Source organism: Micromonospora sp. NPDC003241, from assembly GCF_053589795.1.
In genome coordinates this window covers 28,102-52,067 of record NZ_JBSFSO010000027.1, presented here as the reverse complement: position 1 = coordinate 52,067, position 23,966 = coordinate 28,102, and the positions used below count along the sequence as shown (strand labels likewise).

Sequence of the window (23,966 nt, the reverse complement as noted above, 5' to 3'; positions counted from 1 at the left end):
AGTCGCCGAGATGGCCGATCCGAACAGCGCGCCGGAGCGGGGGGTGACCCCGGCCGAGTTGATCGAACGGGCGCGCCGGGCGAACCTGTTCTTCCGGGCGTCGTACGAGGGCACCGACACCAAACGGGTGCGGCTGCCCGGCGCGGCGATCGACGAGCTGATCCAGGGACTGGCCTCCGGGGTGCACCGGGAGCTGTGCCAGATCGTGCCGTACTCCGCGGTAGGCCGGCCCGCCGACCTGTTCTCCCGGGCGGTGTTCCGCCAGTTGGCACAGCGGGCCGTGGTCCGGCGGATGTACCTGGTGCCCGGCGAGGACGTGGGCAGCGGGGACGTGGACCGTCAGGTGGACGAGGACCGCGCCAACGAACTGCATCCGGTGAAGGTGCCGGTGCGGATCAGTGGTGAGGCCGTGCAGGTGCCGATGACCGACATGTGGCTCATCGACCGCCAGGTGGTCGTCCGCCAGGAGGTCGGTGGCGACGGCGTGGTGTCCTGGGTGGTCAGTCAGGACACCGAGGACGTGCAACGGGCGTCGTTGCTCTGGGAGGAGCTGATGCGGCGGGTGCCCACCGCCGACGAGGCGCCGCACCGTCCGCCCGGGCCGGAGCTGACCCGGTCGCTGTTGAAGACCGCCAGCATGCTGTACGCGATGGCGCCGATGTCGTGCGGCCCGTCGCACCAGGACAAGAAGAACTGCTCCTGGTATCACTCCGCCTGGCAGTACCTCCGCCTCTTCGACATGGTCAGCAGCCCGCAGTGGCACGCGGAGTTCTATCACCGGCAGCTCGCCGAGGCGGTGCGCGCCGGTGCCCGTCGCGTGCTGATCAGCGGCACCGCCGACTACACCACCCTGGCGTACGTGCTGCACGCCATCCGGTCGACGGACGGTCCTCGGCTGGCCGACTTCGAGGTGCACGTGGTGGACAAGTGCCAGACTCCGCTGCTGGCCTGCCACTGGTACGCCACCCAGGTGGGCGCCGACGTCCAGGTGCACAAGGCCGACATCACCCGGCAGGACGACGTACGCCGGCTGGTGGACGGCGGCCTGTTCGACCTGGTGGTGGCCGACGCGTTCCTGACCCGGTTCGCGCGCGACGCCGCCGCCACGGTGATCGGCAGTTGGTCGGAGCTGCTGCGGCCCGGCGGGTCGGTGGTCACCACCGTGCGTCTGCACCACGGCAACTCCTGGCCCGACTCGGACCAGGAGATGGACGACCGGCATCGAGTGTCCGATCTGGTCGACGACTTCGAGTTGCGGTTCCGGGAACGGGCCGCCAGTTGGCGTGGACTGCTGTCGGTGCATCTGGAGGAGCTGTCCGCGGCGGTGCGCCAGTACGCCACCCGGATGGAGAGCTACGACCTGGGTGACGCGGACGAGATCCGCACGGCGTTCGGGCGTGGTGGCTTCACGCTCTCCGACGCGGGTGTCGGCGATGTCTACGGCGAATTGGTCCGCACCAAGTACCTGCGGGTCTGCGCCGAGCTGTCCGGCGACAGTGGAGGGTCCGGCGGCTAGCATCGAAGTGTCCTGGTGATTGTCGGCTGACCCAGGGTGATCGGTCGGAGGGGGGGCTGCGTCGTGACGGACGAACCGCCCGGTGAGTGGAAGACCGTCGAGGCACTCGGGCCGGCCCCGGACGCGTTCGAGCTGCTCGGAGCCGCCCGACTCGACCTGCTCGCGCAGGTGCCCGAGGGACGGCGCGCGGCGTTGCAGGTCCAGCCCGAGGTCACCATCGAGTTCGCCGCGGGCGCCGGTCACGCGCTCGTGGTCCAGATCGAGGCACCCGAAGGGCCGACCAGGGTACGGCTTCCCGAGGCCGCCGTGCGCGCGGCGAGTAGTTCGGCGGCGGGGGTCGGCCCGCTGGTGCTGTTGAGCTACGCGCTGGTCGAGTGGGGTGAGCCGCTGGGAGCGTCGTGGCGGCCCAAGCGGGTCGGACACGCGCAGCTGCCCAGCCAGAGCACGCTGGACTACTACATCCGGCTGCATCGCATCACCTCCAGCTCGATCCGGGTGGACGAGGCGCTCGACGTCGGTCACGACGTGGTGGTGATCGGGGACCACGGGTGCGGCAAGTCGGCGCTGGTGGCCAACGTCGCCGAGCAGCGCCTGGCCCGGGGCGACGGGGTGGTGTGGCTCAACCTGAGCGACCCGGCGGACGGCCCGGCGTCGGTGGTGCTGGCGTTGTTGAAGCAACGGCGCAGCAGCACCGGGAACTACCTGGTGGTGTTGGAGAACCTGCACGCCAACCTGCCGGTCCGCAACGAGATGTTCGGTTGCCTGGAGCGGATGCGGTCGGATTTCGGACTCCGTCTGCAGGTGTTGGCGACGAGCTGGAAGTCGGCGGCGGCGATCCTGCGTCGGGGCGAGCCGACCAACGCGCTGCACCCGGTGCTGGCCGAGGGGCGGTTGCTGGTCAACCAGCTGCTGGTCGACAGCGACCTGAACGACACGGACCGGCAGACGGTGCGCCACCTGGCACAGGACGACGCGCACATCGCGTTGACCGCGATCGACCTGTACGACGCCACTCCCGGCGGCCGGGTACCGACCGAGCAGGACCTGGAGGAGTACTACACCCGCAAGGTCACCGACCCGGGGCAGCAGGAGGCGCTCTACCGGCTGGCCTGCCTCGGCGTGCTGGAGTTGCAGATGGCGGTGCGCGAGGCGGGTCACCTGCGCGCCCCGTTGCAGCAGTTACGCGACGCCGAGCTGATCTATCAGATCGACGGGGCGTACCAGATCGGGTCGCGGCGGCGGGCACGGCTGGTGATGAACCACGCCCGCAACCAGTGGAACGCCGACCGGAAGTGGCGCCGACCGGAGCGGATCGTCTGGACGCATCTGCAACGCGGCGGTGACCGGTTGATGAAGGCGACGCTGGGGCGGCTGGACAGCCTCGTCTCACCGGACGAGGCCCGCCCGGACAGCCTGTACCTGTTGACCACCTGGGAGACGTTGATCCGGCTGGGCCGTTCGTTGAGCCGTCGAAGCGTCGACGACTCGACCTGGGGCGACAACCTGGGCGCGGCGGTCTTCGCGGCCAGTGCCCTGCACCAGCTCAACCACATCGACGCCTGGGAGGCGATCGCGGAGCGGATCCGCGGCCGCTGGCGCTACGACGACCCGGAGCGTTCACTGCCCGAGCCGGTGGACGGGCACACCGCCGACTACGCCGACTTCGTCGAGATCCAGCGGTCGATGGCTGAGGAGGACGCGTTGCTGGGGGCGATGCCGCACCTGGCCGGTCTGACCGCCGAGAGCCTGGATCACGGTCGGATGTACCGCAACTGGGTGCTGGGCCTGCTGCTCGGGTTCGAGGGGGCGGCGCCGTCCCAACACCAGGACCAGGACCGCATCGACCTGCTGGTGGAGATGGCCACCCGGGCGCAGGAGGCGGAGGGCAACTTCTATCCGGCCCGGGTGCCCTGGGTGACGGCGCGGGTGGTGCTCGGGCTGTGCCAGGCCGACCTGCGCGTGGACCATCCGGTGGTCCGGGACGCCTGCAACTGGCTGTTGCGCCAGGTGGACCAGGGTGGGCCGTTCGAGAACTGGTGGCGCAGCGGCACCGGCACGTGGAACCGCGAAGAGGCCACCACCGCGATGTGCCTGAGCGCCCTGGTCCGCGCCGGAGTGCCGATGCGCCCGGCGATGCAGGTGGCGCACACCTGGCTGACGGGGCGGGAACGGGAGTGGACCGTGCCCGGCCGGGAGATCGACCTGTCGCAGGTGCTGGAGGCGACCCTGCTGTGCACCGAGACCGCCAGCGGGACGCGGGAGCACCTGCAGACGCTGTTCCAGCGGATGCGTACCGCGATGACCGGGCCGACGCTGCTGCCGACGGCGCCGGAGGAGCGGCTGCGCATCCCGTTCGTGGCCGCCCAGCTCGCCGACACGGTCTGGCGCATCGTGCAGCTGGAGAGCCTGAAGCTCTATGGCGAGGTGCTCAACCACCAGCGGACGGAGCCGGCCGAACTCCGGGAGCCGGTCGTCGCGCCGGAGCCGGTCACGCCACCGGCCGGCCTGCTCCTGGCCGAGCGCCACCTGCGTGCCTGGCGGCGGGGTGTCGACCAGATCGAGGGGACCATCCGGGATCGGATCGCCAAGCGGGACGGGCGGACACAGACGCCGACGATGAAGAAGGTGGTCGAACAGATGGTGGCGTACCGGACCGAACTCGGTGACCTCACCGCCGCCCTCGACGGGGTGGTGACCCTGGAGGTGTTGCGGCGTCTCGACACGATGGGCCGGGAGGTCTGCGGTACGACCTGGCCGGACCTGCCCTGGCCCGACAGCTCGGCCAGGGGCTGACGATGAGCCTGCCGATACCGGCGCCGTCGACGCTGAACTTCCTGGCCGGGCTCTTCGCCGGTGCCGGCATCAACATGCTGACCTCGGTGTCGACCGGTCCGCCCGATCCGGCGATCTCCACCGCCAAGGTGGCCCTGGACTCGGCGCTCTGGGTGATCGCCGCCGGGCTCACCACCTGGGCCGCGCACCTGTTGCAGACCGCCGAACGGGAGGCCGAGCTGGAGATCGACCGGGATTTCAGCCCTGCGGAACGCAGTGAGGTACGCGAGGTGCACCTGCGCAAGGCGTTACGTGGTGCCCGGTTACCGCTGGGATTGACCCTGCTGTCCCTGGTGGGCGCGGTGCTCCTGTTGCCCGGTCTGATCAGCTGGCATCGGGTGTTCTCGGGCTGACCAGCGCAGAGGCCGCTGGCAGCTGGCCGTGAATTGCCTGACAACTGGGCCGATTCGGTGGTCGGATCGTGGCATTCGCGGCAATCCTGGTGACCATGGCCACCCCTACGCCACTGTCGCGACTGTTCACCGTCCTGCTGGCCGGCGGGCTCGTCGGCCTTGTCGTGGCGGGCCTCATGCTGCCGGTGAACCTGGTGTTCGGGCTGACCGCCAAGGCGGCGCTGGGCAGCTACGCCGAACTGCCGGGCGTGCTGCAGACCCCGGCCACCCCGCAGCGTTCCTACCTCTACGCCAACGACGGCAAGACGCTGATCACCACGTTCTACGACGTCAACCGGGCCGACGTGACGCTGGACGAGATCACGCCGGTGATGCGGCAGGCGATCGTGGCCGCCGAGGACCGGCGCTTCTACGACCACAGCGGGGTGGACCTGCGGGGCATGGCGCGCGCCCTGGTCACCAACGTCACCGAGGGCGGCACCGAGCAGGGTGGCTCGACGTTGACCATGCAGTACGTGCGCAACGTGCTCAAGACCGACTCGAGCCGGACGACCGAGGAGCGGGCCTCGGCCACCGAGCAGACCGTCGGGCGCAAGCTCCAGGAGATCCGGTACGCCAACGCGCTGGAGCAGCGCCTCGGCAAGGACGAGATCCTCAACCGCTACCTCAACATCGCGTACTTCGGTTCCGGGGCGTACGGGATCGCCGCCGCCAGTGAGCGCTACTTCTCCACGGTGCCGGCGGACCTGACCCTCGCCGAGGCGGCGCTGCTGGCCGGTCTGGTGCAGGCGCCGGAGGCGTACAGCCCGATCGACGGTGACGCCGACGCGGCGCTGGCCCGGCGCGCGTACGTGCTGGACTCCATGGTCGCGACCGGTGCGATCACCGCGGAGCAGGCCGCCGACGCCAAGGCCGAGGAGTTGCGCCTCAACCCCAGTGAGCAGGCCAACGGCTGCGCCGCCACCGCCGGTGGTCGGGACGGCTGGGGCTTCTTCTGCGACTACCTGCGCCGGTGGTGGATGGAGCAACCGCAGTTCGGCGACACCCCCACCGAGCGTGAGCAGGCGCTGCGTCGGGGCGGCTACACGGTGGTCACCTCGCTCGACCCGGAGATCCAGGCCACCGCGCAGGAGCAGGCCATTAGCGTCTACGGGTACCGCAACCCGCGCGCCCTGCCGATCGCGGCGGTCGAGCCCGGCACCGGCCGGGTGCTCGCCATGGCGGTCAACCGTCACTACAGCCTCGCGGAGAACCCGGACGGGCAGGCCAACTACCCGAACACGGTGAACCCGCTGATCTCCGGTGGACCCGGCGTGACCGGCTACCAGGCCGGCTCGACGTTCAAGCTGTTCACCATGCTCGCCGCGCTGGAGTCCGGCCGGCCGCTGGCCACCGGGTACGACGCGCCGAGCCGGCTGCCCACCCGCTACCCGGCGGAGGGGAACAGCAGCTGCGACGGCCGGTGGTGCCCGGCCAACGCCAACCCGGCCTGGATGGACGGGTACCGGATGATGTGGGACGGCTTCGGTCGCTCCGTGAACACGTACTTCGTCTGGCTGGCCGAGCAGGTCGGGCCGGACAAGGTGGTGGAGATGGCGCAGCGCCTGGGCATCACGTTCCGGGCCGAGGCGGACGCGACCTTCGCCGACCAGCGTGCCGCCGACTGGGGCGCGTTCACCCTCGGCGTGTCCGTCACCACCCCGCTCGACGTGGCCAACGCGTACGCGACGGTGGCGGCGGAGGGGACGTACTGCGCGCCGCTGCCGGTGGTGTCGGTGACCGGCCCGGACGGTGCGCGGCTGCCGGTGGGTGACCCGTCCTGCCGGGAGGTGCTCGACGCCGACGTGGCCCGGGCCGCCACCGACGCGGCCCGCTGCCCGGTGGGCCAGCAGTCCGCGTTCGGGCAGTGCAACGGCGGCACCGCCACGGCGGTGAACCGGATCCTGGAGGGGCGCCCGGTGGCCGGCAAGACCGGTAGCTCCGACGGCGCCGCCACGGAGAGCTTCGTCGCGTACACCCCGCAGGTCGCGGTCGCCGGCATCGCGGCGAACCCGGACGACCCGAACGACTCGGTCGGCGCCACCGTGCAGTCCCGGGTGATCGACGGGGTGGCCCGGATCATCGCCACCGCGGTCGACGGCGAGCCCGAGCAGGCGTTCACCGCACCGAGCCGGGAGTTGGTGGGTACGCCGCGCCGACCGGTCGAGCGGGATCCGGTCGCCGACCGCCGCACCAGCGACGGTCCGCTGGCCGACCTGCGCCGCTGGTTCCAGGGCCGAGGCTGACCGCCGGATATATGTAAGGAAGGGTCCCCTGCTATCGCCTGGTGTATAGCAGGGGACCCCTCCTAACATCAGCTCAGCGCCGTGGGCGGTACGTGCTGACCACGCTCGGCAGGCCGCGGCGGATGATGCCCGCCCAGTCGGTGTCGCCGCGCAGCATCGCGGCGGCGGTCTTGCGGGCCTGCTCGGCGGTGAAGTGCGGCGGCATCATCAGCTCCGCCGGGTCCACCAGCGCGTTGATCACCGTCGGACGGTCGGCGCGCAACGCCCGGTCCCAGGCCTGCGGCACCTGGTCGGGGTGGTCGACGAGTTCGCCGCGCAATCCCAGCACCTCGCCCCACTGGTGGTAGGCGATGTCGGGCAGTTGCTGGCTGTCCGGGAACATCGGGGTGCCCTCGGTGGAGCGTTGCTCCCAGCTCACGAACGCCAGGTCCCGGTTGTTGAGCACCAGCACCACGAACCGGGGGTCGGCCCAGCCGCGCCAGTACTTGGCCACGGTGATCAGTTCGTTGACGCCGTTCATCTGCATCGCGCCGTCGCCGATCAGGGCGATCAGCGGTCGGTCCGGGTGGGAGAACTTCGCCGCCAGGGCGTACGGCATCGCGCCACCCATGGAGAGCAGCGTGCCGGAGAGGCTGGCCAACATTCCGGGTCGGACCTGGAGGTGGCGGGCGTACCAGGCGGTGGCGGTGCCGCAGTCCACGGCGAGCATCACGTCGTCGGGCAGTCGTTCGCTGAGGCTGGCGAAGATCATCTGCGGGTTGACCGGGTCGGCCTGCTGTGCGGCCAGGTCCCGCTGGGCCTGCCGCCAGGCGGCGGTGGCACCGGCGATGGTCTGCCGCCAGCGGGTCGGTCCCGGTCCCGGCCCGAGTTCGCGCAGCAGGGCCCGCAGAGTGGGTGCGGCGTCGCCGGTCAGGTTCACCTCGGTGGGGTAGCGCAGGCCGAGCTGGGTGCCGTCACTGTCGATCTGCACCGCCCGCGCCTGCCCGGGTGCCGGATAGAACTCCGAGTACGGCATGTTGCTGCCGACGATCAGCAACCGGTCGCACTCCTTCATGAGCTGCCAGCTCGGGCGGGTGCCGAGCAGGCCGATGGCGCCGGTGACCCAGGGTTCCCGGTGGTCCACCGCGGTGAACCCGAGCAGCGCGGTGGCCACCCCGGCACCGAGCCGGTGGGCGATCTCGCGGACCTCGTTCTCGGCGCCGAGGGCGCCCTGCCCGACCAGCATGGCCACCCGCTCGCCGCTGCCCAGCACCTCGGCGGCGTGCCGGACGTCGGCCTCCGGCGGCACGGTCGGGCCGCTGCTCGGCACGCTGCTGGTGTGGTAGTAGCCGTGCGCGTGTGGCGGGTTCGGGATGGCGGCGAGGTCCTGCACGTCGAGCGGTAGGACCAGCGCGGTGACGGTACGCCGGGCCAGTGCGGTCCTGCACGCCCGGTCGACCAGATGACGTACCTGGGACGGGTGGTCGAGTTGGGCGAGGAAGGCCGCCGCCACGTCCTTGTAGAGCGCGAGCAGGTCCACTTCCTGGTAGTAGCCGCCGCCCTCGGCGGTGGTGGCGGTGTGTCCGACCAACGCCACCACCGGCTGGTGGTCCAGCTTGGCGTCGTAGAGGCCGTTGAGGGCGTGGATGGCACCCGGTCCGCTGGTGACCAGGACGCACCCGATCGGCCCGCCGCCGTACTTGACGTGGGCGGACGCGGCGAAGCCGGCGGTCTCCTCGTGGCGTACCTGGACGAACTGTGCCTGCTCGTCGGTGCGTTGCAGGGCGGAGGTCATGCCGTTGATGCCGTCACCCGGGAAGCCGAAGTACCGCCGCACACCCCAGCAGGCGAGCCGCTGCACGATGTGGTCGGCGACGGTGGCGTCCCGGGGCAGTGGCCACGGGTCCGCCGGTACGAGGGTGTGGTCTGCGCTCACCTGGTCCGCCTCTCCGGTCGGGCTCACCCCCGCGAAGGGTGGGCCCGGCATTCCCCGGCTTCCCAGGACAAAACCACGCGATCTGCGGGTACGCGCCGAGGCACCGACGCGGTGCGGCGGCTGATTTGCGGGCGCGGTGCTGCTCCGCACGGGCACCCTGGTGCGCTACCGCCTGACGCCGGGAGGCGCGGCCGGCAGCGAATCAGCGTTGGCTGACGATGACCCGGGCGGGGCCGTGGTGGCCGAGGGCGACGCTCACCGCGTCGGCGGCCTCGATCACCGCGGTCGCCAGGGCCGCCTCGCGGGCGGCCAGGTTGATCGCGGACAGCGGGCCGGAGATGGACAGCGCGGCGACGATCTCGCCCGAGGCGTTGCGGATGGGCGCGGCGAGGCAGGCCCGGCCGAGGGCGAGTTCCTCCTCCTCGGTCGAGTAGCCGCGCGCCCCGCTGGTGGCCAGTTCGGCGTCGAGGCGGTCGTGGTCGGTGATGGTGCGGTGGGTGAACCCGACCAGGGTGTCGCCCAGCAGGACCCGCCGCTGCGCCGGGTCGACGCCGAGTAGCAGTGCCTTGCCCAGGCCGGTGGCGTGCAGCGGGATCGACTGGCCGATCAGCGAGAACGCCCGGGGTGCCGAGCGGCCCTCGAAGTTGCCCAGATAGAAGCCGTGGTCGTCGCGGCGGATCGCGAGGTTGACGCCGAGACCGTGCTCGGCGGCGAGGTTCTGGGCGGTCTGTCGGGCGGCGCGGTAGACGGGGGACTGGTTGAGCGCCACGCCGCCGAGGGTCACCGTCTTCGGACCCAGCCGGTAGAGGTTGGAGATCGGGTCGCGTTCGACCAGGCCGAGGGATTCCAGGGTGCTCAGCAGCCGGGACGCGGTGGAGACACCGAGCCCGGCCTGCCGCGCCACGTCGGTGACCCGCAACTCGGGGCGCCCGAGCAGGAAGGCGTCGAGGATCGCCACTGCTCGCAGGATGCTCTGATTCGATCCGTTGTCGGAAGTCACGTGCGTCCTCTGATATCGGGTTGCGGCATCGACACTGTAGCGGCCGGCCGGGCCAATCTCGGTTTCAGTCCTGGGTATTTCGGACCCTTATCCGGGCGGTCAGCGCCAGCGACACCGGGACGTCGAAGGGCAGCGACGAGTGCCCCAGCGCCGACCGCGCGTGCCGCCCCCGCTCACCGAAGACGTCCCGCAGCAGCTCCGAGGCGGTGTCGGCGACCGGGACGTGCTCGGTGAATCCGGGGGTGGCGTTGATCGCCACGGTGAGCGTCAGCAACTGCTCCACGTGGTCGAGGGAACCGGCGGCGGCGCGCAGCGTGGCGAGCAGGTTCAGCGTCGCCTGGCGTACCGCCGCCTGCCCGTCGGGCACGCTCAGCTCGGCGCCGAGCTTGCCGGTGGGCAGCGGGTGTCCCGGGCGGACCGGGCCGTGTCCGGAGAGCACGGCCAGGTCGCCGCTGACCACCACGGTGTCGTACGCCCCGGAGGCGGTCCGGGCCTGCGGGAGCGTGATGCCGAGGTCGGCGAGGCGGCGCTCGGGGGCGGTGGCGTCGGTGTCGCTCATCCGCGTACGCCCCAGTCCGCGCTGATCGCGGCGGCCCGCTCGGCACTGATCGCGCCTGCCGTCGGTGCCTCGGCGAGGTGCCGGATCAGCGTGACCGTGCGGTCCCGCACCGCCTCGAAGAGTTTGCGGCCCTTCTCCACGTCGTGCTTGGCCGGGTCGCCGAGTGCGCCGTTGGTGCTGAACTCGGCCAGTGACCGGGGCGTGAACCCGCCGACGGCCCGGTCCGGGATGGCCTGACCGCGCAGCAGCTCGTGCGCCGAGGGCAGCAGGGGGGCGGGGCCGCCCAGTTCCTCGGTCACCACCACGTCCGGCACCAGGTGCAGCGCCAGGCTCGTCTCCACCTCGCAGGCGTGTCCGTACATCTCGGACTGGGCGATGTCCACCACCACGTCGCGGCCCATCATCGACCAGTGGACCACCGCCACGGTGTGTCCGGTGCGCTGCTTGTACTCGGTCAGGAAGGCGGGCAGGAAGGCCAGGTTCCCGCCGTGGCCGTTCATGATGACGAACCGTTCCAGGCCGTGCCGGGCCAGGCTGGCCAGGTAGTCCTCCAGCAGCGAGCAGAGGGTGCTCACCCGGGCGGTCAGGGTGCCGGGGAAGTCCATGTGGTGCGGGGAGAAGCCGACCGGGATCGGTGGCGTCATCAGGGCCGTACCGTCGGCGGCGGCGACCACCTCCTCGGCCAGCCGTTCCGCGATCCGGTAGTCGATGCCGGCCTTGAGCGCGGGGCCGTGCTGTTCGGTGGCGCCGAACGGGATGACTCCGACGGTGGCGGTGGTCAGTGCCGCGCGTACCTGCGGCCAGGTCATGTGGTGGAGTCGGTAGTCGCTCATCGCGGTGCTCCTTCGTCGGTGTGCGGGACGTCGGACGGGAACGGATGCGGGGCGAAGACGTTGGGTGAGCCGCCGGTGTGCAGGAACAACCACGAACCCGGTCGGTCGTCGGCGAGCAGTGCCGCCATCGCCTTGCTGTTGTAGGTCAGGTCGAGGAACGCGCCGCTGGCCCGCGCGGTGGCCCGTTGCGCGGCGACGGCCGCCTCGGTGGGCACCCCGTGGCCGCCACCGAGTTGGCCGTCGGTGACCTCCAGGGACACCTCGTCGAGCAGGGCTGCGGGCAGCCCGGCCCGGTCGAGGGCGGCGGCTGCCCGGTCGCGGACCAGTGCCCGGAGTTGGGCCGCCGGGGCGAGTGCGGAGGCGACCACCAGGCCGACGGTGGCGCGGCGGGCGGCCAGCGCGGCCAGGACGCCGCCGGCGGTGTTGCCGGCCCCGCCGGCGAGCATGATCCGGTCCGGTGGTCGGTCGGCGAGGGTGTCGGCGAGTTCGTCGACGACTGCGGTGGTGGCCACCGCGCACAGGGTGCTTCCGGGTGCGGTGCGGACGTCGACGACGGCCGTCGTCGATCCGTTCGCCCGGGCCTCGTCGGCGATGGCGGTCATGGTCTCGGCCTGGACGGGATCGAACGCGTCGGTGGTCCGCACCCAGTGCAGCCGGGCGCCGGCGAGCTCGTAGAGCACCTGGTTGCGGCTGGGTTCGGCCGGCGGTTCGCCGCGCAGCACGAGATGGACGTCGAGGCCGGCGGCGCGGGCGGCGGCGGCCACCACCCGGCAGAGGTTGGAGTGTGGTCCGGCCGAGGTGACGACGGTGTCGGCGCCGGCCTCGCGGGCCTGGCCGAGCAGGACGTCGACCTGGCGGACCTTGTTGCCGCCGAAGGCGAACCCGCCGTGCTCCTCGGCGATGACGACGGGGTTGCCGGCCGGGTGCAGGGTGGGCGCCGGCCAGCAGGTGACCGGCCAGCGGTGGATCCCGACGCGGGGCAGGGCCCGCACGGTGTCGGTCAGCCGGGGATCCGGGCGGCCCCAGGACGGTGCGCTGCCGCCCATGGTCAGAACCGTTCGTACTGCTGGTAGAGGGCGCCCACCGACTCGCCGGCCCGGACCCGCTGCCGGATCTCCGTCTCGGTGCGGACCGTCGCCTCGGCCTCGACGAGCACGTCCATCGCGATGGCGCGGGGCACCACGACCACCCCGTCGCTGTCGCCGACGATGATGTCGCCCGGGTGCACCGGGACGCCGCCGCAGACCACCGGGGACTGCATGTCGACGACGTTCCAGCGGCCCTTGGCGTCGCGGGCGCTGCGGAACCGGTTGAAGACCGGGAACTTCAGGGGCAGGATCGCGCCGGTGTCGCGGACACCGCCGTCGATGACGGCGCCGACCGCGCCGCGCGCCATGGCGCCGTTGGTGAGCAGCTCGCCCCAGTGGCCGACCGTCCGGTCACCGGCGCAGTCGAAGACCGCGACCTCGCCTGCGGAGAGCTCGTCGATCATCCGGGCGCCCAGACGTACGGAACGGTCGGTGCTTCGTTCGGGGCGGCCCAGCGCGGTGAAGGCCACGCCCGCCACCGCCATGTCGGTGGTCAGCGGCAGCACATCGGTCATCACCTGGTGCCACAGCCCGGCATCGTCCAGCGCGTCGGCGATCGCCGCCACGTAGAGCTTGCCGAAACGGCGGCAGATCTCCTCGACCGGCGGGGTTTCCATCGAACTCCATTCATTGATTGGAACGTGGTTGCACGGACAGTACATGACGTTCCATTCTCAGAACATCCCTTGCAGCCTGTGGGATGGGCTGGTAGGAATCCCTGCAACAGGTTGCACTGGCTGCATCCGAGCCGACCGAACCGTGCGCCGACACATCCGGCACCGCCGAGAACCGACCGTCGTCGGGCTGATCGGCCCGCCGGGACCGCGAGAAACGGAGAGACGATGCTGAGAGCGGCAGTCGTGGGGATGGGCTGGATGGGTCAGCTCCACGCCGGGATCTACCACCAGCACCCACGGGTCGACCTGGTCGGTCTGGTCGAGCCGGATCCCGCTGCGGAACAGCCGCTCCGCGACCGGTTCGGCGTACCGGTGCACCGTGACGTCGAGGAACTGCTCGACCGGGTCGACGTGGTCAGCGTCTGCACCCCGGACCACCTGCACCCGCAGACCACCATTCCGTTCCTGCGGGCCGGGGTGCGGGTGCTGGTCGAGAAGCCGCTGGCCACCAGCTCTGCGGACGCACAGCAGATCCTCGACGCCCGACCCGACCCGCACGCCCTCTCGGTCGGCCACATCCTGCGCTTCGACCCCCGGGTGATCCGCGCCCGCGAGCTGGTCCGCTCCGGCGAACTCGGTCCCCTGTGGCACGTCGACGTCTGGCGCGACACCACCCGCGCGGTGGCCGTACGACCCTCCGAACGCACCAGCGTCGCGTGGTTCCTCGGCATCCACGACGCCGACCTGGTCCGCTTCGTCACCGGGCTGACCGCGGTCCGGGTCTCCGCCCTCGGCCGGGCCGTGCTCTCCGCCCACGCCGACGCCGTCTACGCCACCGTCCGCTACGAGGACGACGTGATCGGCTCGATGGAGAACAACTGGACCCTGCCCGACGGGCGACCCAACCGGGCGCTCGCCGGATTGCGGGTGGTCGGTGAACGCGGCTCCGTCGAGATCGACCTCGGGCACGTCGACCTGCTGCACGCCACCGCCGACGGCGCGGTCAACGGCGACACCCGCAACTGGCCCAGCCGCGCCGCCAGCGGCGTGTCCAACATCCGGACCGAGGTGGAGGAGTTCGTCCGGGCCGCCGAGGAGGGCGCACCGGCGCCGGTGCCCGGCGAGGAGGGCCTCGCCGCCGTCCGGGTGGTCGAGATGATCCACGCCTCGCTGGCCGCCGACGGCGCACCGGTCGGTGCCGGAGACACCTGGTGAGCGCCGACGTCCGATCCTGGCTCGGCGGCCGGGACACCGACCCGGCCGCCGCGCGCTACCGGGTGCGCAGCCCGGTCGACGGCGAGGTCGTGGCCGAGGTGCACCGCGCCGGACCGGACACGGTGGACGAGGCCGTCCGGGCCGCGTCGGCGGCGGTCGTCGCCGACCGGCGCAGCAGCCCGTACGCGCGGCGCGACCGCTGCCTGGCCGTGGCCGACCGGCTGATCGCCCGACGCGAGGAGATCGCCGCCCTGGTCACCGCCGAGACCGGGCGGACCTATCAGGGCACGCTGGCCGAGGTGGACAAGGCCGCCGAGGGCTTCCGGCTGGCCGGCGAGGAGGCGGTCCGGCTGTCCGGGCGTACGCCACCGGTCGCCGCCACCGACAAGCTGGTGACCACCCGCTGGCGGCCGACCGGGGTGTGGGCCGTGGTCACCCCCTGGAACTTCCCGGTCAACATCCCGGTCGAGTACCTCGGCCCCCTGGTGGCCACCGGCAACGCCGCCGTCTGGAAGCCGGCACCGACCACGGTGGCGTCGGCCGACCTGGTGCTGCGGTGCATGGTCGAGGCGGGCCTGCCCGAGGGGCAGGTGACCCTGGTCGCCACGGACGACACGAGCGTGGCCGAGTACCTGGTGGGCCACCCGCAGGTGGTGGGGGTCGGGCTGACCGGCAGCACCGCCACCGGCACGGCGGTGGGTCGACGGGCCGCCGGCAAGCGGCTCCTGCTCGAACTGGGCGGCAACGGCCCGATCATCGTCTCGCCGACGCCGACCTGGCGCACGCCGCCGACGCCATCGCCGTCTCCTGCTTCACCGCATCGGGCCAGATCTGCAGTGCCGGGGGCCGGGTGCTGGCCGACGCGCGGATCGCCGGTCCGCTGGCCGAGGCGGTCGCCGCGCGTGCCGGGGACTACCCGACCGGCGACCCGTACGCCCCGACCACCGTGCTCGGCCCGGTCCACCTGGCCGCGCTGGCCACCCGGTTCGAGGAGCAGGTCGGCGCGGCGGCCGGCGACGGCGCCCGGGTGCTCACCGGCGGCCGGCACCTGTCCGGCTTCCCCACCGGGCAGTACCTGCCGGCCACCGTGGTCGGCGACGTCGCGGTGGACGCGGCACTGAGCCGCCAGGAGTCCTTCGCGCCGGTCGCCCCGATCGTCCCGCTGCCCGCGTCGGAACTGGTCACCGAGGCCAACCGGAGCGGGTACGGGTTGTCCACCGCCGTCTTCACCGCCGACCTGGGTCGGGCCCTGGACGCCCTCGACGACCTGGAGTTCGGCAGCGTCGTCGTCAACGACCGCTCCACCTACTGGGAGCTGCACCTGCCCTTCGGCGGCTGGGAGGGCAAGGACTCCGGGACCGGCCGGGTGGGTGTCCCGGCCGTCGTCCGCGCCGTCTGCCAGCAGCAGACCCTCTCCCTGTCCCGCCCGTGACCCCGCCCAGCGGCAGAACCGGAAGGTGGTGACCCTTTGATCAACTACACGATCCGCAGACTCCTGCTCGCCGTGGTCATCCTGTGGGGCGCGCTCACCCTGGTCTTCGCGGTGGTCCGGCTGGTGCCCGGTGACCCGGTCAGCGTCATCCTCGGCCCCGACGCCACCGCCGAGGAGGTCGCCGACGCCCGCCGGGAACTCGGCCTGGAACGCAACGTCGTGATCCAGTACGCCACCTTCCTCGGCCGGGTGACCCAACTCGACTTCGGACAGTCGTTCCGGCACAACCGGGACGCCTTCGAGATGGTCATCGAACGGCTGCCCGCCACCGTCACCCTGGCCCTCACCGCGATCTGCATCGCGCTGGTGGCCAGCTTCCTGCTCGGCATCGCCGCGGCGCTGCGTCCGCGCGGGCTCGCCGACCGGGCCATCTCGGTGCTGTCGCTGATCGGCCAGTCGCTGCCCAGCTTCTGGGTCGGCATCATCCTGCTGCTGATCTTCGCCCGGCAGCTCGGATGGCTGCCCAGCGCCGGCAACAGCACACCGCAACACCTGATCCTGCCGGCGGTCACGCTGGCGCTTCCCTTCACCAGCATCCTGGTCCGGTTGATCCGGTCCGGGCTGCTGGAGGTCCTCGGCGAGGGCTACATCCAGACCGCCCGCTCCAAGGGCCTGCGCGAGAGCGTGGTGCTGTTCCGGCACGCCCTGCGCAACATGTTGATCCCGGTGGTCACCGTCGCCGGGCTGCAACTCGGGGCGCTGTTGGGCGGCACGGTCGTGGTCGAGGAGGTCTTCTCCTGGCCCGGCCTGGGACGGCTGCTCGTGGACGCGATCAGCAACCGGGACTACACCGTGATCCAGGCCGCCATCGCCTTCGTCACCACCGCGTTCGTCCTGGTGAACCTGGTCGTGGACCTGCTCTACGCGTACATCGATCCTCGCGTGCGGGTGGTGAACTGATGGCTGACGCAACCTCGACCACGGCGCTGCGGACCCGGTCCCGGCGTCGCCCTCCGCCCCTGTTGTTCTGGTCCTGCCTGGGCATCATCGGCCTGGCCGTGCTGGCCGGCGCGATCGGTCCGTTCCTGGTGCCGTTCGACGTCACCGAGACCAACCTCGCCGACCGGCTGCAACCGCCGGGTGCCGTGCTCTCCGACGGCTCCCGGGCCTGGTTCGGCACCGACGACGTCGGACGCGGCATGCTCAGCCAGATCTTCATCGGCGCCCGGGTCTCACTGCTGGTGGGGGTGGCGACCCTGCTGATCTCCGGCCTGTTCGGCACCGTGGTCGGCATCGTCGCCGGCTTCGTCGGCGGATGGGTGGACGGCCTGCTCATGCGGCTGGCCGACATCCAGCTCGCCTTCCCCTCCATCCTGTTGGCCATCCTGATCGCGGCCCTGCTCGGGCCCAGCCTGGTCAACGTCATCGCGGTGCTGGCGGTGACCATCTGGGTGATCTTCGCCCGGGTGGCCCGGGCGCAGACCATGGCCGTGCGCAACCGCGAGTACGTCGACGCCAGCCGGGTGCTCGGCGCCCGGCCGCTCTTCCTGATCTGGCGGTGCATCCTGCCCGCCTGTGCCGCGCCGCTGCTGGTGGTCGCCACCGTGGAACTCGGCATGGTGATCATCACCGAGGCCGCCCTGAGCTTCCTCGGGCTCGGCACTCCGACCGCGACCCCGAGTTGGGGGCTGACCATCGCCAACGGCCGCGGCTACGTGGCCGACGCGTGGTGGATCTCCACTCTGCCCGGTGTCGCGCTCTCCCTGCTCGTCGTCGCCTGCGGGGTGGTCGGCGACGAACTCCGCGACCGGCTCGATCCACACCTGAAGCACCGGTGAGGTCGCGGCCGACCCTTCACGAGCGAACGATGGAGGAGACAATGACATGGATAAGCAGAGCACGTCGGCCCCTGGTGGCCGGCCTGCTCGCGATGACCCTCGTCGGTGTCGGCGCCGCCTGCGGCGGCGGTTCCGGTGACGGCGACCAGGACCAGACGCTGCGGGTCGGGGTGCCGATCCGGATGCTCTCGGTCGACCCGCACGGCACCGCCATCTCCGACCGCAGCACCCTGACCCTGGCCCTGCACCTGTTCGACCCGCTGGTCGCCAGCGACGGCGGCGAGATCACCGGCCGGCTCGCCGAGAGCTGGGAGAACGTCAACGACACCACCACCCGGTTCACCCTGCGCCAGGGCGTGACCTTCCACGACGGGTCGCCGTTGACCAGCGCCGACGTCAAGGCGTCGTTGGACCGGCTCTTCGCGGCGAGCACCGCCCTGGCACCGCTGTTCGCCACCATCGAGGAGGTCAAGGCCCCCGACGAGCAGACCGTCGAGATCATCACCAGCCGGGCCACCGGTTCGCTGCTGACCAACCTCTCGATGGCCTACATCGGCAGCAAGGCCCAGATCGAGTCGGGCGAGATCGAGAGCCGCCCGGTCGGCACCGGCGCGTTCAAGCTGGAGGACTTCCGTTCCGGCGAGCGGGCCCACATGGTGGCCAACGAGTCGTACTGGGACGGCGCGCCCAAGTACGAGCGGTTGGAGTTCCAGGAGATCTCCGAGGACGCCGCCCGGCTCACCGCGCTGCGCACCGGCGAGATCGACGTGACGTACTCGCTGCCGCCGGACCAGCTCAGCCAGGTACGCGGATTCGACGACGTCACCGTGGAGAGCGGACCGAGCGCCACGTTCTACGTCATCTGGCTGAACAACGCGCGCAAGCCGTTGGACGACCCGAAGGTCCGGCAGGCGCTGTGGCACGCGGTCGACTTCTCCTCCATCCAGGAGAACCTGTTCGGCGAGAGCGCCGTCCTGGCTCAGGCGCCGGTCCCGCAGCCGGTGTTCGGCGCGGCGCAGCTGCCCGGCTACACCTACGACCCGCAGCGGGCCCGGCAACTGCTGGCGGAGGCGGGCTACCCGAACGGCTTCAGCACCAGCATCCAGTGGAGCGCGAACTGCTGCGCCAACATCCGCCCGCTGGTCCAGTCGATCCTCAGCGCCTGGAAGGAGGTCGGCGTGAACGTGGAGATGCAGGAGAAGGAAGCCGGGCAGTGGCTCGACGACCTGCTGGCCCTCGACTGGGACATGAACATCCAGGACGGCGTCGTGGTCACCCAGGACGCGGAGTTCGTACTCGGCCGGCTCTACACCTGTGCCGCCAAGCGACTCGGCTACTGCAACGAGGAGTACGACCGGGTGATCGCCGACGCCTCGGAGGAACTCGACCCGCAGGAGCGGCAACGCAAGCTCCAGCGAGCACAGGAGATCCTCTGGGCCGACGCTCCCGGTGCCTGGCCGTTCGAGCTGACCGCCTCGGCCGCCTGGCGCGACCGGGTCAGCGGCTTCGGTCCGCCGCCGACCAACGTGCCCGACTTCCGTGGTGTCTCGCTGAACTGACCGCACCGGTCGGGTGCACCGGCCGACGAGGAGGACCTGATGTCCCTGCTGTCCCTGCATGACGTCGTCGTCGAGTTCGACTCCCGGGTGGGACCGGTGCGGGCTCTGGACGGGGTCAGCCTGGACGTCGCCGAGGGGGAGACCCTCGCCCTGCTGGGCGAGTCCGGCAGCGGCAAGAGCGTCACCGCGCAGGCCATCCTCGGCCTGCTGCCCCGGCCCGCCGGCCGGATCGCCGCCGGCCGGATCACCTTCGACGGTACGGAGCTGACCACGGCCTCGGCACGGCGGATGCGCGCCGTACGCGGCGGCGAGATCAGCATGGTCTTCCAGGATCCGCTCTCCTCGCTCAACCCGGTGCACCCGATCGGTCGGCAGATCGGCGAGACGTTGCGGGTGCACCGGGGCCTGTCCAAGGCCAAGGCCCGCGCCGAGGCGCTCGATCTGATGCGCCGGGTCGGCATCCCCGACCCGGCGCGCCGGATCGACGACTACCCGCACCAGCTCTCCGGCGGGATGCGGCAACGCATCATGATCGCCATCGCGATCGCCCTGCGTCCGCGCCTGATCATTGCCGACGAGCCGACCACCGCGCTCGACGTCACCGTCCAGGCGCAGATCCTGCAACTGCTGGCCGACCTGCAACGCGACTACCGGATGGCACTCATCCTGATCAGCCACGACCTCGGCGTGGTGGCCGCACACGCCAGCCGCATCGCGGTCATGTACGCCGGGCGCATCGTCGAGACCGGCGCGCTACGCCAGGTGTACGAGAATCCGGCCCACCCGTACACCCGCAGCCTGCTCCAGTCGGTGCCGACACTCACCGCGCCGACCGCACGGCTCACCCCGATCCCGGGTACGCCACCCTCGCCGGAGGCCCTGCCACCCGGCTGCCCGTTCCACCCCCGGTGTGCGTGGCGGGTCGACCTGTGCACGCAGCAGCGGCCCACGCTGGAGGTGCTGCCCACCGCCGACGGCCCGGGACGCGCCGCGGCCTGCCACCGTTCCGAGGAGGTACGCGACGATGCCTGACCCCACCGAGCCGGCCCTGTTGGAGGTCGAGGACCTGCGGGTGCACTACCCGATCCGGTCCAGCGTGCTGCGTCGCACGGTCGGTCACGTCCGTGCCGTCGACGGCGTCTCCTTCCGGATCGGGGCCGGCGAGACGCTGGCGCTGGTCGGCGAGTCGGGCTGCGGCAAGACCTCCACGGCCCGCGCCCTGATCGGTCTGGAACGCGCCACCGGAGGCACCATCCGCTTCGACGGCCGGGACCTGACCCGCCTCAGCGCCGCCGAGCGCCGCCAACTCACCCGCCGGGTGCAGTACGTCTTCCAGGACCCGTACGCCTCGCTGAACCCACGGCTGACCGTCCGGGAGATCCTCCGCGAGGGCTGGTTGATCCACCGGGACCTGGTGCCGCGCCGCGACCAGGCCGACGAGGTGGTCCGGTTGCTGGAACAGGTGGGGCTGACCGCCGCACACGCCGACCGGTACCCGCACCAGTTCTCCGGCGGCCAGCGGCAACGCATCGGCATCGCCCGGGCGCTGTCGATGCGGCCCGCCCTGATCATCTGTGACGAGCCGGTCTCCGCGCTGGACGTGTCGATCCAGGCGCAGATCCTCAACCTGCTCGCCGACCTGCGCGCCGAGATGGGCCTGTCCTACCTGTTCATCTCGCACGACCTGCACGTGGTGCGTCACGTCAGCGACCAGGTCGCGGTGATGTACCTCGGCACCGTCGTCGAACAGGGGCCGACGCGAGAGGTCTTCGAGTCGCCGACCCACCCGTACACCCAGGCGCTGCTCTCCGCAGCGCCCGACCCGTTCCCGTGGCGGCAGCAGGGCCCGGAGCCGATCGTGCTCACCGGGGACCTGCCCTCTCCGGCGGACCCGCCGTCGGGCTGCCCGTTCCGCACCCGCTGTTGGCTGGCCCGACCGGAGTGCGCCGAGCACCGGCCGCCGCTGGTGGGGGAGCGACACCAGTGGGCCTGCCCGGTCGTGTCCGCTCCGGCGGTCTCCCGATGAGCAGACGGGTCCTGGTCACCGGCGCCGCCGGGGCGATCGGCGGCGAACTGGTCGCCGCCTTCCTGGCCCGAGGCTGGCGGGTCGCCGGACTGGACCGACCGCCCGAGACCTCGACCACCGCCGGACCGGCCCGGCGGCGACCCGAGCATCCGGCCGCTGCGGCGCTGGACACTCCGCCCACCGCCGGGCTGACCTGGCTTTCCGCTGACGTGACCGACGCATCGGCCGTCGAGGCCGCCGTCGACCGGCTCCGTGCCGACTGGGGCGGGCTCGACGTCCTGGTCAACAACGCGGCGGTCGGTCCGCCCCGGGCGCCGGTGGGCCGGGAGACGGCCGCGCACCTGCGGGCTGTGCTGGAGGTGAACCTCGTCGCCCCGCTCGCGCTGGTCCAGGCCACGCTGCCGCTGCTCACGGTCGGGGACGCGCCCGCCGTCGTGCAGCTCTCCTCGATCGGCGGGTCCCGGGCGTTCCGGGGCAACGCCGCGTACGTGGCCAGCAAGGGCGGCCTCGAGGCGATGACCCGCGCCCTGGCGCTGGACCTGGCCGGACGCGGCATCCGGGTCAACGCGGTCGCGCCCGCCATGGTGCTCACCTCGGACTGGGACGACGCCGGCCCGGAGGAGGTCGCCCGGCGTACCGGCCTCGTCCCGCTCCGCCGCGCGGGCACCCTCGCGGAGATCGCCGCCGCGGTGGGCTTCCTGGCCGGACCGGAGTCCGCCTACATCACCGGGGTGGTGCTGCCGGTCGACGGCGGCCTGGGCGCCCAGGCGTACAGCCCGGTGGAGGAACCCGGCGTCGCCGCCACCCTCGACCCGTCCACCGGGGACGACTGATGAGGATCGCCACGCTGGCCCGGCTGCTGCCGCACCCGGAGACGGTCTGCGTCGGCGCGGACGGGCACCTCTACGCCGGACTCGCCCTCGGCAGCCCGCAGGGGCGTGGCCCGATCGTCCGGATCGACCCCGACGACGGCTCCGCGCAGTGGTTCGCCGACACCGGCGGACGGGTCCTCGGGCTCGCCCGCGCCGGGGACGGCCTCGTCGGATGCGACGTGACCCGGGCCGAACTGGTCCGGATCTCTCGCGACGGCACGGTCACCGCCCGCATCGGCACCGCCGACGGCCGGCGGCTGCTCCGCCCGAACGGCTGCGTCGTCGACGCCGCCGGAGGCGTCTGGTTCACCGACTCCGGCACCGCCACGGCCGGCGAACCGACCGGCTCGGTCTGCTACGCCGCACCGGGGCAGACCGACACGTGTCGGGTGGCCGCCGCCGACCTGGTCTATCCCAACGGCATCGGGATCAGCCCCGACGGCACGATCCTGTACGTCTCGCTGACCCGGGACAACACCCTGCTCGCCTTCGACGTGACGGCTCCCGGTCGGCTCTCCGGCCGCCGGACGGTCGCCACCGGCGGCGCGCTGGCCGACGGGCCGGACGGGCTCACCGTCGCCCCCGACGGGACCTGCTACCTGGCCGTCACCCGGGGCTCCCGGGTCGTCCGGATCACGCCCGACGGCCGGGTCGACACGCTGATCGAGGCACCCGACCTGCTGCGGATGCCGTCCCACGCGGCGCTGCACGGTGATCGGCTGCTGGTGCCCTCGCTGTTCGGCGACACCGTCACCGCCGTCGACCTGCCGTCGCTCACTCGAAAAACTTGAGGCCGTACCCGATGTCGCTGGTGGCGCCGGGCACGTTGGCCCGGCGGTAGGTGGTGTTGCCCCACCACACGGCGGTGCCGGTGTACCAGTACCGGTTGGACCACGCGTACGGTGTGCCCTTCTCCACCGCGTGGTACATGGTCGGGAACCGGTTGCCGGACGGTGGGCTGGTGGCGATGTCCCCCCGCTCCAGGACGAACGACTGGTGGCCAGGGCCGTCGACGTGCAGCGTCGGGTGCCAACCCGACATCATGTCCGCCGCGTGCGAACCGAACAGGCAGCCGTTGCTCTTGTACCAGTCCCAGACGTACGTCGGGTCGCCGCCTGACCGCAGCCGCAGGTCGGCCAGGCAGTATCGGCTACTCCAACTGCCGTTGGCGGAGTACACGATGTGTAACTGCCCATTCGGGTCGCGGATCGGCTGGGGAGCCTCGTTGATGTATGGGTTGCCGACGACGCGTTCCCACGGCTCACGCGGCTGCGAGATGACGAAGCGGCCGCCGGTGGTCGTGGTGGGGCTCGACATCCGGGCGATGTAGAGGTTCTGCTCCACGTTGGTGTCGCCGGCCCACCCGGACCACACGAACCAGCGCTGGCCGTTGTGGGTGAACGGCACCCCGTCGATCGCCCACCGGTCATTGGGCAGGGCGACCTTGGTGGCGGCCGAGTATCCGGCGTCGGCGGTGGCGGAGCTGATGTGGTACATCCGGTGCGCCGCACCACGACCGGCGGCGAAGTAGATGTGATAGCGGCCCTCGTGGTGCACGATCTCCGGTGCCCACACCTCGCCGAGGTTGCCGGTGTCCCGCCACACCTGGCGCTTGGTCGCCGTGGCGACGCCTTCCAGCGTGGATGCCGTACGCACCACGACGCCACCGTCGGCGGACTTGGCCGAGACGTAGAGACCGCCGACCCGGATGACGCTCGGGTCGGCCCCGCCCAGCGTGGTCCGCCCGACCAACCGCGCGTCCGTCCCGTTGGCCGGCCGCTCGGCGGTGGTGGTCGCGTACCCGAGCACCAGGGCGGACATCAGCGCGGCGGACGCGAGGCCGGCGATCCGTCGACGGTGAGGTATCACGCTGCTCCTTCGGTCGTGCCACAGCGGCCTGCTCCGGCGAGCACCCCGTTATCTGAGAGCGCTCTCCGAGTATCATCAGGAGATGCGTCGGCGTCAATATCGACCCGATCCGACCGGTCGCAGGGTGGTGGGTGGATTTGTTGTCGCTACAGCGACA

Annotated in this window: 19 protein-coding genes and 1 pseudogene; 13 read left to right on the top strand and 7 right to left on the bottom strand. The window is 71.8% G+C overall.

From position 1 onward, the window contains the following. The first annotated feature begins 10 nt into the window (after positions 1-10). From ACWDVW_RS20855 to ACWDVW_RS20840, 4 genes are all read left to right on the top strand, one after another. Complete coding sequence (locus ACWDVW_RS20855) at positions 11-1,516, top strand: class I SAM-dependent methyltransferase (protein ID WP_449951345.1); 1,506 nt, start codon at positions 11-13, stop codon at positions 1,514-1,516. A 63-nt stretch (positions 1,517-1,579) separates the two neighbouring features. Further along, on the top strand, positions 1,580-4,309 hold the full coding sequence (locus ACWDVW_RS20850; RefSeq protein WP_449951342.1) for a hypothetical protein: 2,730 nt from the start codon (positions 1,580-1,582) through the stop codon (positions 4,307-4,309). A 2-nt stretch (positions 4,310-4,311) separates the two neighbouring features. Next, positions 4,312-4,701, top strand: coding sequence for a hypothetical protein (locus ACWDVW_RS20845; protein ID WP_350696671.1), 390 nt, complete (start codon positions 4,312-4,314; stop codon positions 4,699-4,701). A 95-nt stretch (positions 4,702-4,796) separates the two neighbouring features. After that, positions 4,797-6,986 (top strand): transglycosylase domain-containing protein, encoded by a 2,190-nt coding sequence (locus tag ACWDVW_RS20840; protein ID WP_449951426.1) that lies wholly within the window; start codon positions 4,797-4,799, stop codon positions 6,984-6,986. 73 nt (positions 6,987-7,059) lie between these two features. Here ACWDVW_RS20840 and ACWDVW_RS20835 read toward each other — a convergent pair whose 3' ends face one another. The 6 genes from ACWDVW_RS20835 to ACWDVW_RS20810 form a co-directional block, all read right to left on the bottom strand. Beyond that, positions 7,060-8,901 (bottom strand): thiamine pyrophosphate-requiring protein, encoded by a 1,842-nt coding sequence (locus ACWDVW_RS20835; RefSeq protein ID WP_449951338.1) that lies wholly within the window; start codon positions 8,899-8,901, stop codon positions 7,060-7,062. 202 nt (positions 8,902-9,103) lie between these two features. Beyond that, positions 9,104-9,901 carry an IclR family transcriptional regulator gene (locus tag ACWDVW_RS20830; RefSeq protein ID WP_396743110.1) on the bottom strand — a complete coding sequence of 266 codons (798 nt, stop codon included), beginning with the start codon at positions 9,899-9,901 and terminating at the stop codon, positions 9,104-9,106. Positions 9,902-9,965: 64 nt separating this feature from the next. Next, positions 9,966-10,460, bottom strand: a complete 495-nt coding sequence (locus tag ACWDVW_RS20825) for a RidA family protein (protein WP_449951335.1) — start codon at positions 10,458-10,460, stop codon at positions 9,966-9,968. Next, positions 10,457-11,293 carry a creatininase family protein gene (locus ACWDVW_RS20820; protein ID WP_396743116.1) on the bottom strand — a complete coding sequence of 279 codons (837 nt, stop codon included), beginning with the start codon at positions 11,291-11,293 and terminating at the stop codon, positions 10,457-10,459. The genes ACWDVW_RS20825 and ACWDVW_RS20820 overlap by 4 nt, the downstream gene beginning before the upstream one ends. Further along, entirely contained in the window at positions 11,290-12,339 is a 1,050-nt protein-coding gene (locus ACWDVW_RS20815) for a pyridoxal-phosphate dependent enzyme (RefSeq protein WP_449951332.1), read from the bottom strand. The genes ACWDVW_RS20820 and ACWDVW_RS20815 overlap by 4 nt, the downstream gene beginning before the upstream one ends. Before the next feature lie 2 nt (positions 12,340-12,341). Continuing rightward, positions 12,342-12,998: an RraA family protein gene (locus tag ACWDVW_RS20810; RefSeq protein WP_161595072.1), complete on the bottom strand. Its 657-nt coding sequence runs from the start codon at positions 12,996-12,998 to the stop codon at positions 12,342-12,344. Between the two features lie 225 nt (positions 12,999-13,223). Here ACWDVW_RS20810 and ACWDVW_RS20805 point away from each other — a divergent pair, with 225 nt between their 5' ends. From ACWDVW_RS20805 to ACWDVW_RS20765, 9 genes and pseudogenes are all read left to right on the top strand, one after another. Continuing rightward, positions 13,224-14,213 carry a Gfo/Idh/MocA family protein gene (locus tag ACWDVW_RS20805; RefSeq protein ID WP_449951329.1) on the top strand — a complete coding sequence of 330 codons (990 nt, stop codon included), beginning with the start codon at positions 13,224-13,226 and terminating at the stop codon, positions 14,211-14,213. Beyond that, a pseudogene (locus ACWDVW_RS20800) lies at positions 14,210-15,645 on the top strand (aldehyde dehydrogenase family protein). Before ACWDVW_RS20805 ends, ACWDVW_RS20800 begins: the two are co-directional and overlap by 4 nt. Before the next feature lie 36 nt (positions 15,646-15,681). Beyond that, entirely contained in the window at positions 15,682-16,605 is a 924-nt protein-coding gene (gene nikB / locus ACWDVW_RS20795; RefSeq protein WP_449951326.1) for a nickel ABC transporter permease, read from the top strand. Then, entirely contained in the window at positions 16,605-17,483 is an 879-nt protein-coding gene (locus ACWDVW_RS20790) for an ABC transporter permease (protein ID WP_449951324.1), read from the top strand. The genes nikB and ACWDVW_RS20790 overlap by 1 nt, the downstream gene beginning before the upstream one ends. 41 nt (positions 17,484-17,524) lie before the next feature. After that, on the top strand, positions 17,525-19,042 hold the full coding sequence (locus ACWDVW_RS20785; protein WP_396743137.1) for an ABC transporter substrate-binding protein: 1,518 nt from the start codon (positions 17,525-17,527) through the stop codon (positions 19,040-19,042). Positions 19,043-19,081: 39 nt separating this feature from the next. Beyond that, complete coding sequence (locus ACWDVW_RS20780) at positions 19,082-20,074, top strand: ABC transporter ATP-binding protein (protein ID WP_449951321.1); 993 nt, start codon at positions 19,082-19,084, stop codon at positions 20,072-20,074. Beyond that, positions 20,067-21,068 carry an ABC transporter ATP-binding protein gene (locus ACWDVW_RS20775; protein WP_449951318.1) on the top strand — a complete coding sequence of 334 codons (1,002 nt, stop codon included), beginning with the start codon at positions 20,067-20,069 and terminating at the stop codon, positions 21,066-21,068. The genes ACWDVW_RS20780 and ACWDVW_RS20775 overlap by 8 nt, the downstream gene beginning before the upstream one ends. Continuing rightward, entirely contained in the window at positions 21,065-21,901 is an 837-nt protein-coding gene (locus tag ACWDVW_RS20770) for an SDR family NAD(P)-dependent oxidoreductase (RefSeq protein WP_449951315.1), read from the top strand. Before ACWDVW_RS20775 ends, ACWDVW_RS20770 begins: the two co-directional genes overlap by 4 nt. After that, entirely contained in the window at positions 21,901-22,731 is an 831-nt protein-coding gene (locus ACWDVW_RS20765; protein ID WP_449951314.1) for an SMP-30/gluconolactonase/LRE family protein, read from the top strand. The genes ACWDVW_RS20770 and ACWDVW_RS20765 overlap by 1 nt, the downstream gene beginning before the upstream one ends. On the opposite strand, the gene ACWDVW_RS20760 is transcribed toward ACWDVW_RS20765, so the two are convergent. Beyond that, positions 22,715-23,809: a glycoside hydrolase family 43 protein gene (locus ACWDVW_RS20760; protein WP_449951312.1), complete on the bottom strand. Its 1,095-nt coding sequence runs from the start codon at positions 23,807-23,809 to the stop codon at positions 22,715-22,717. The genes ACWDVW_RS20765 and ACWDVW_RS20760 overlap by 17 nt on opposite strands. Positions 23,810-23,966: the final 157 nt, after the last annotated feature.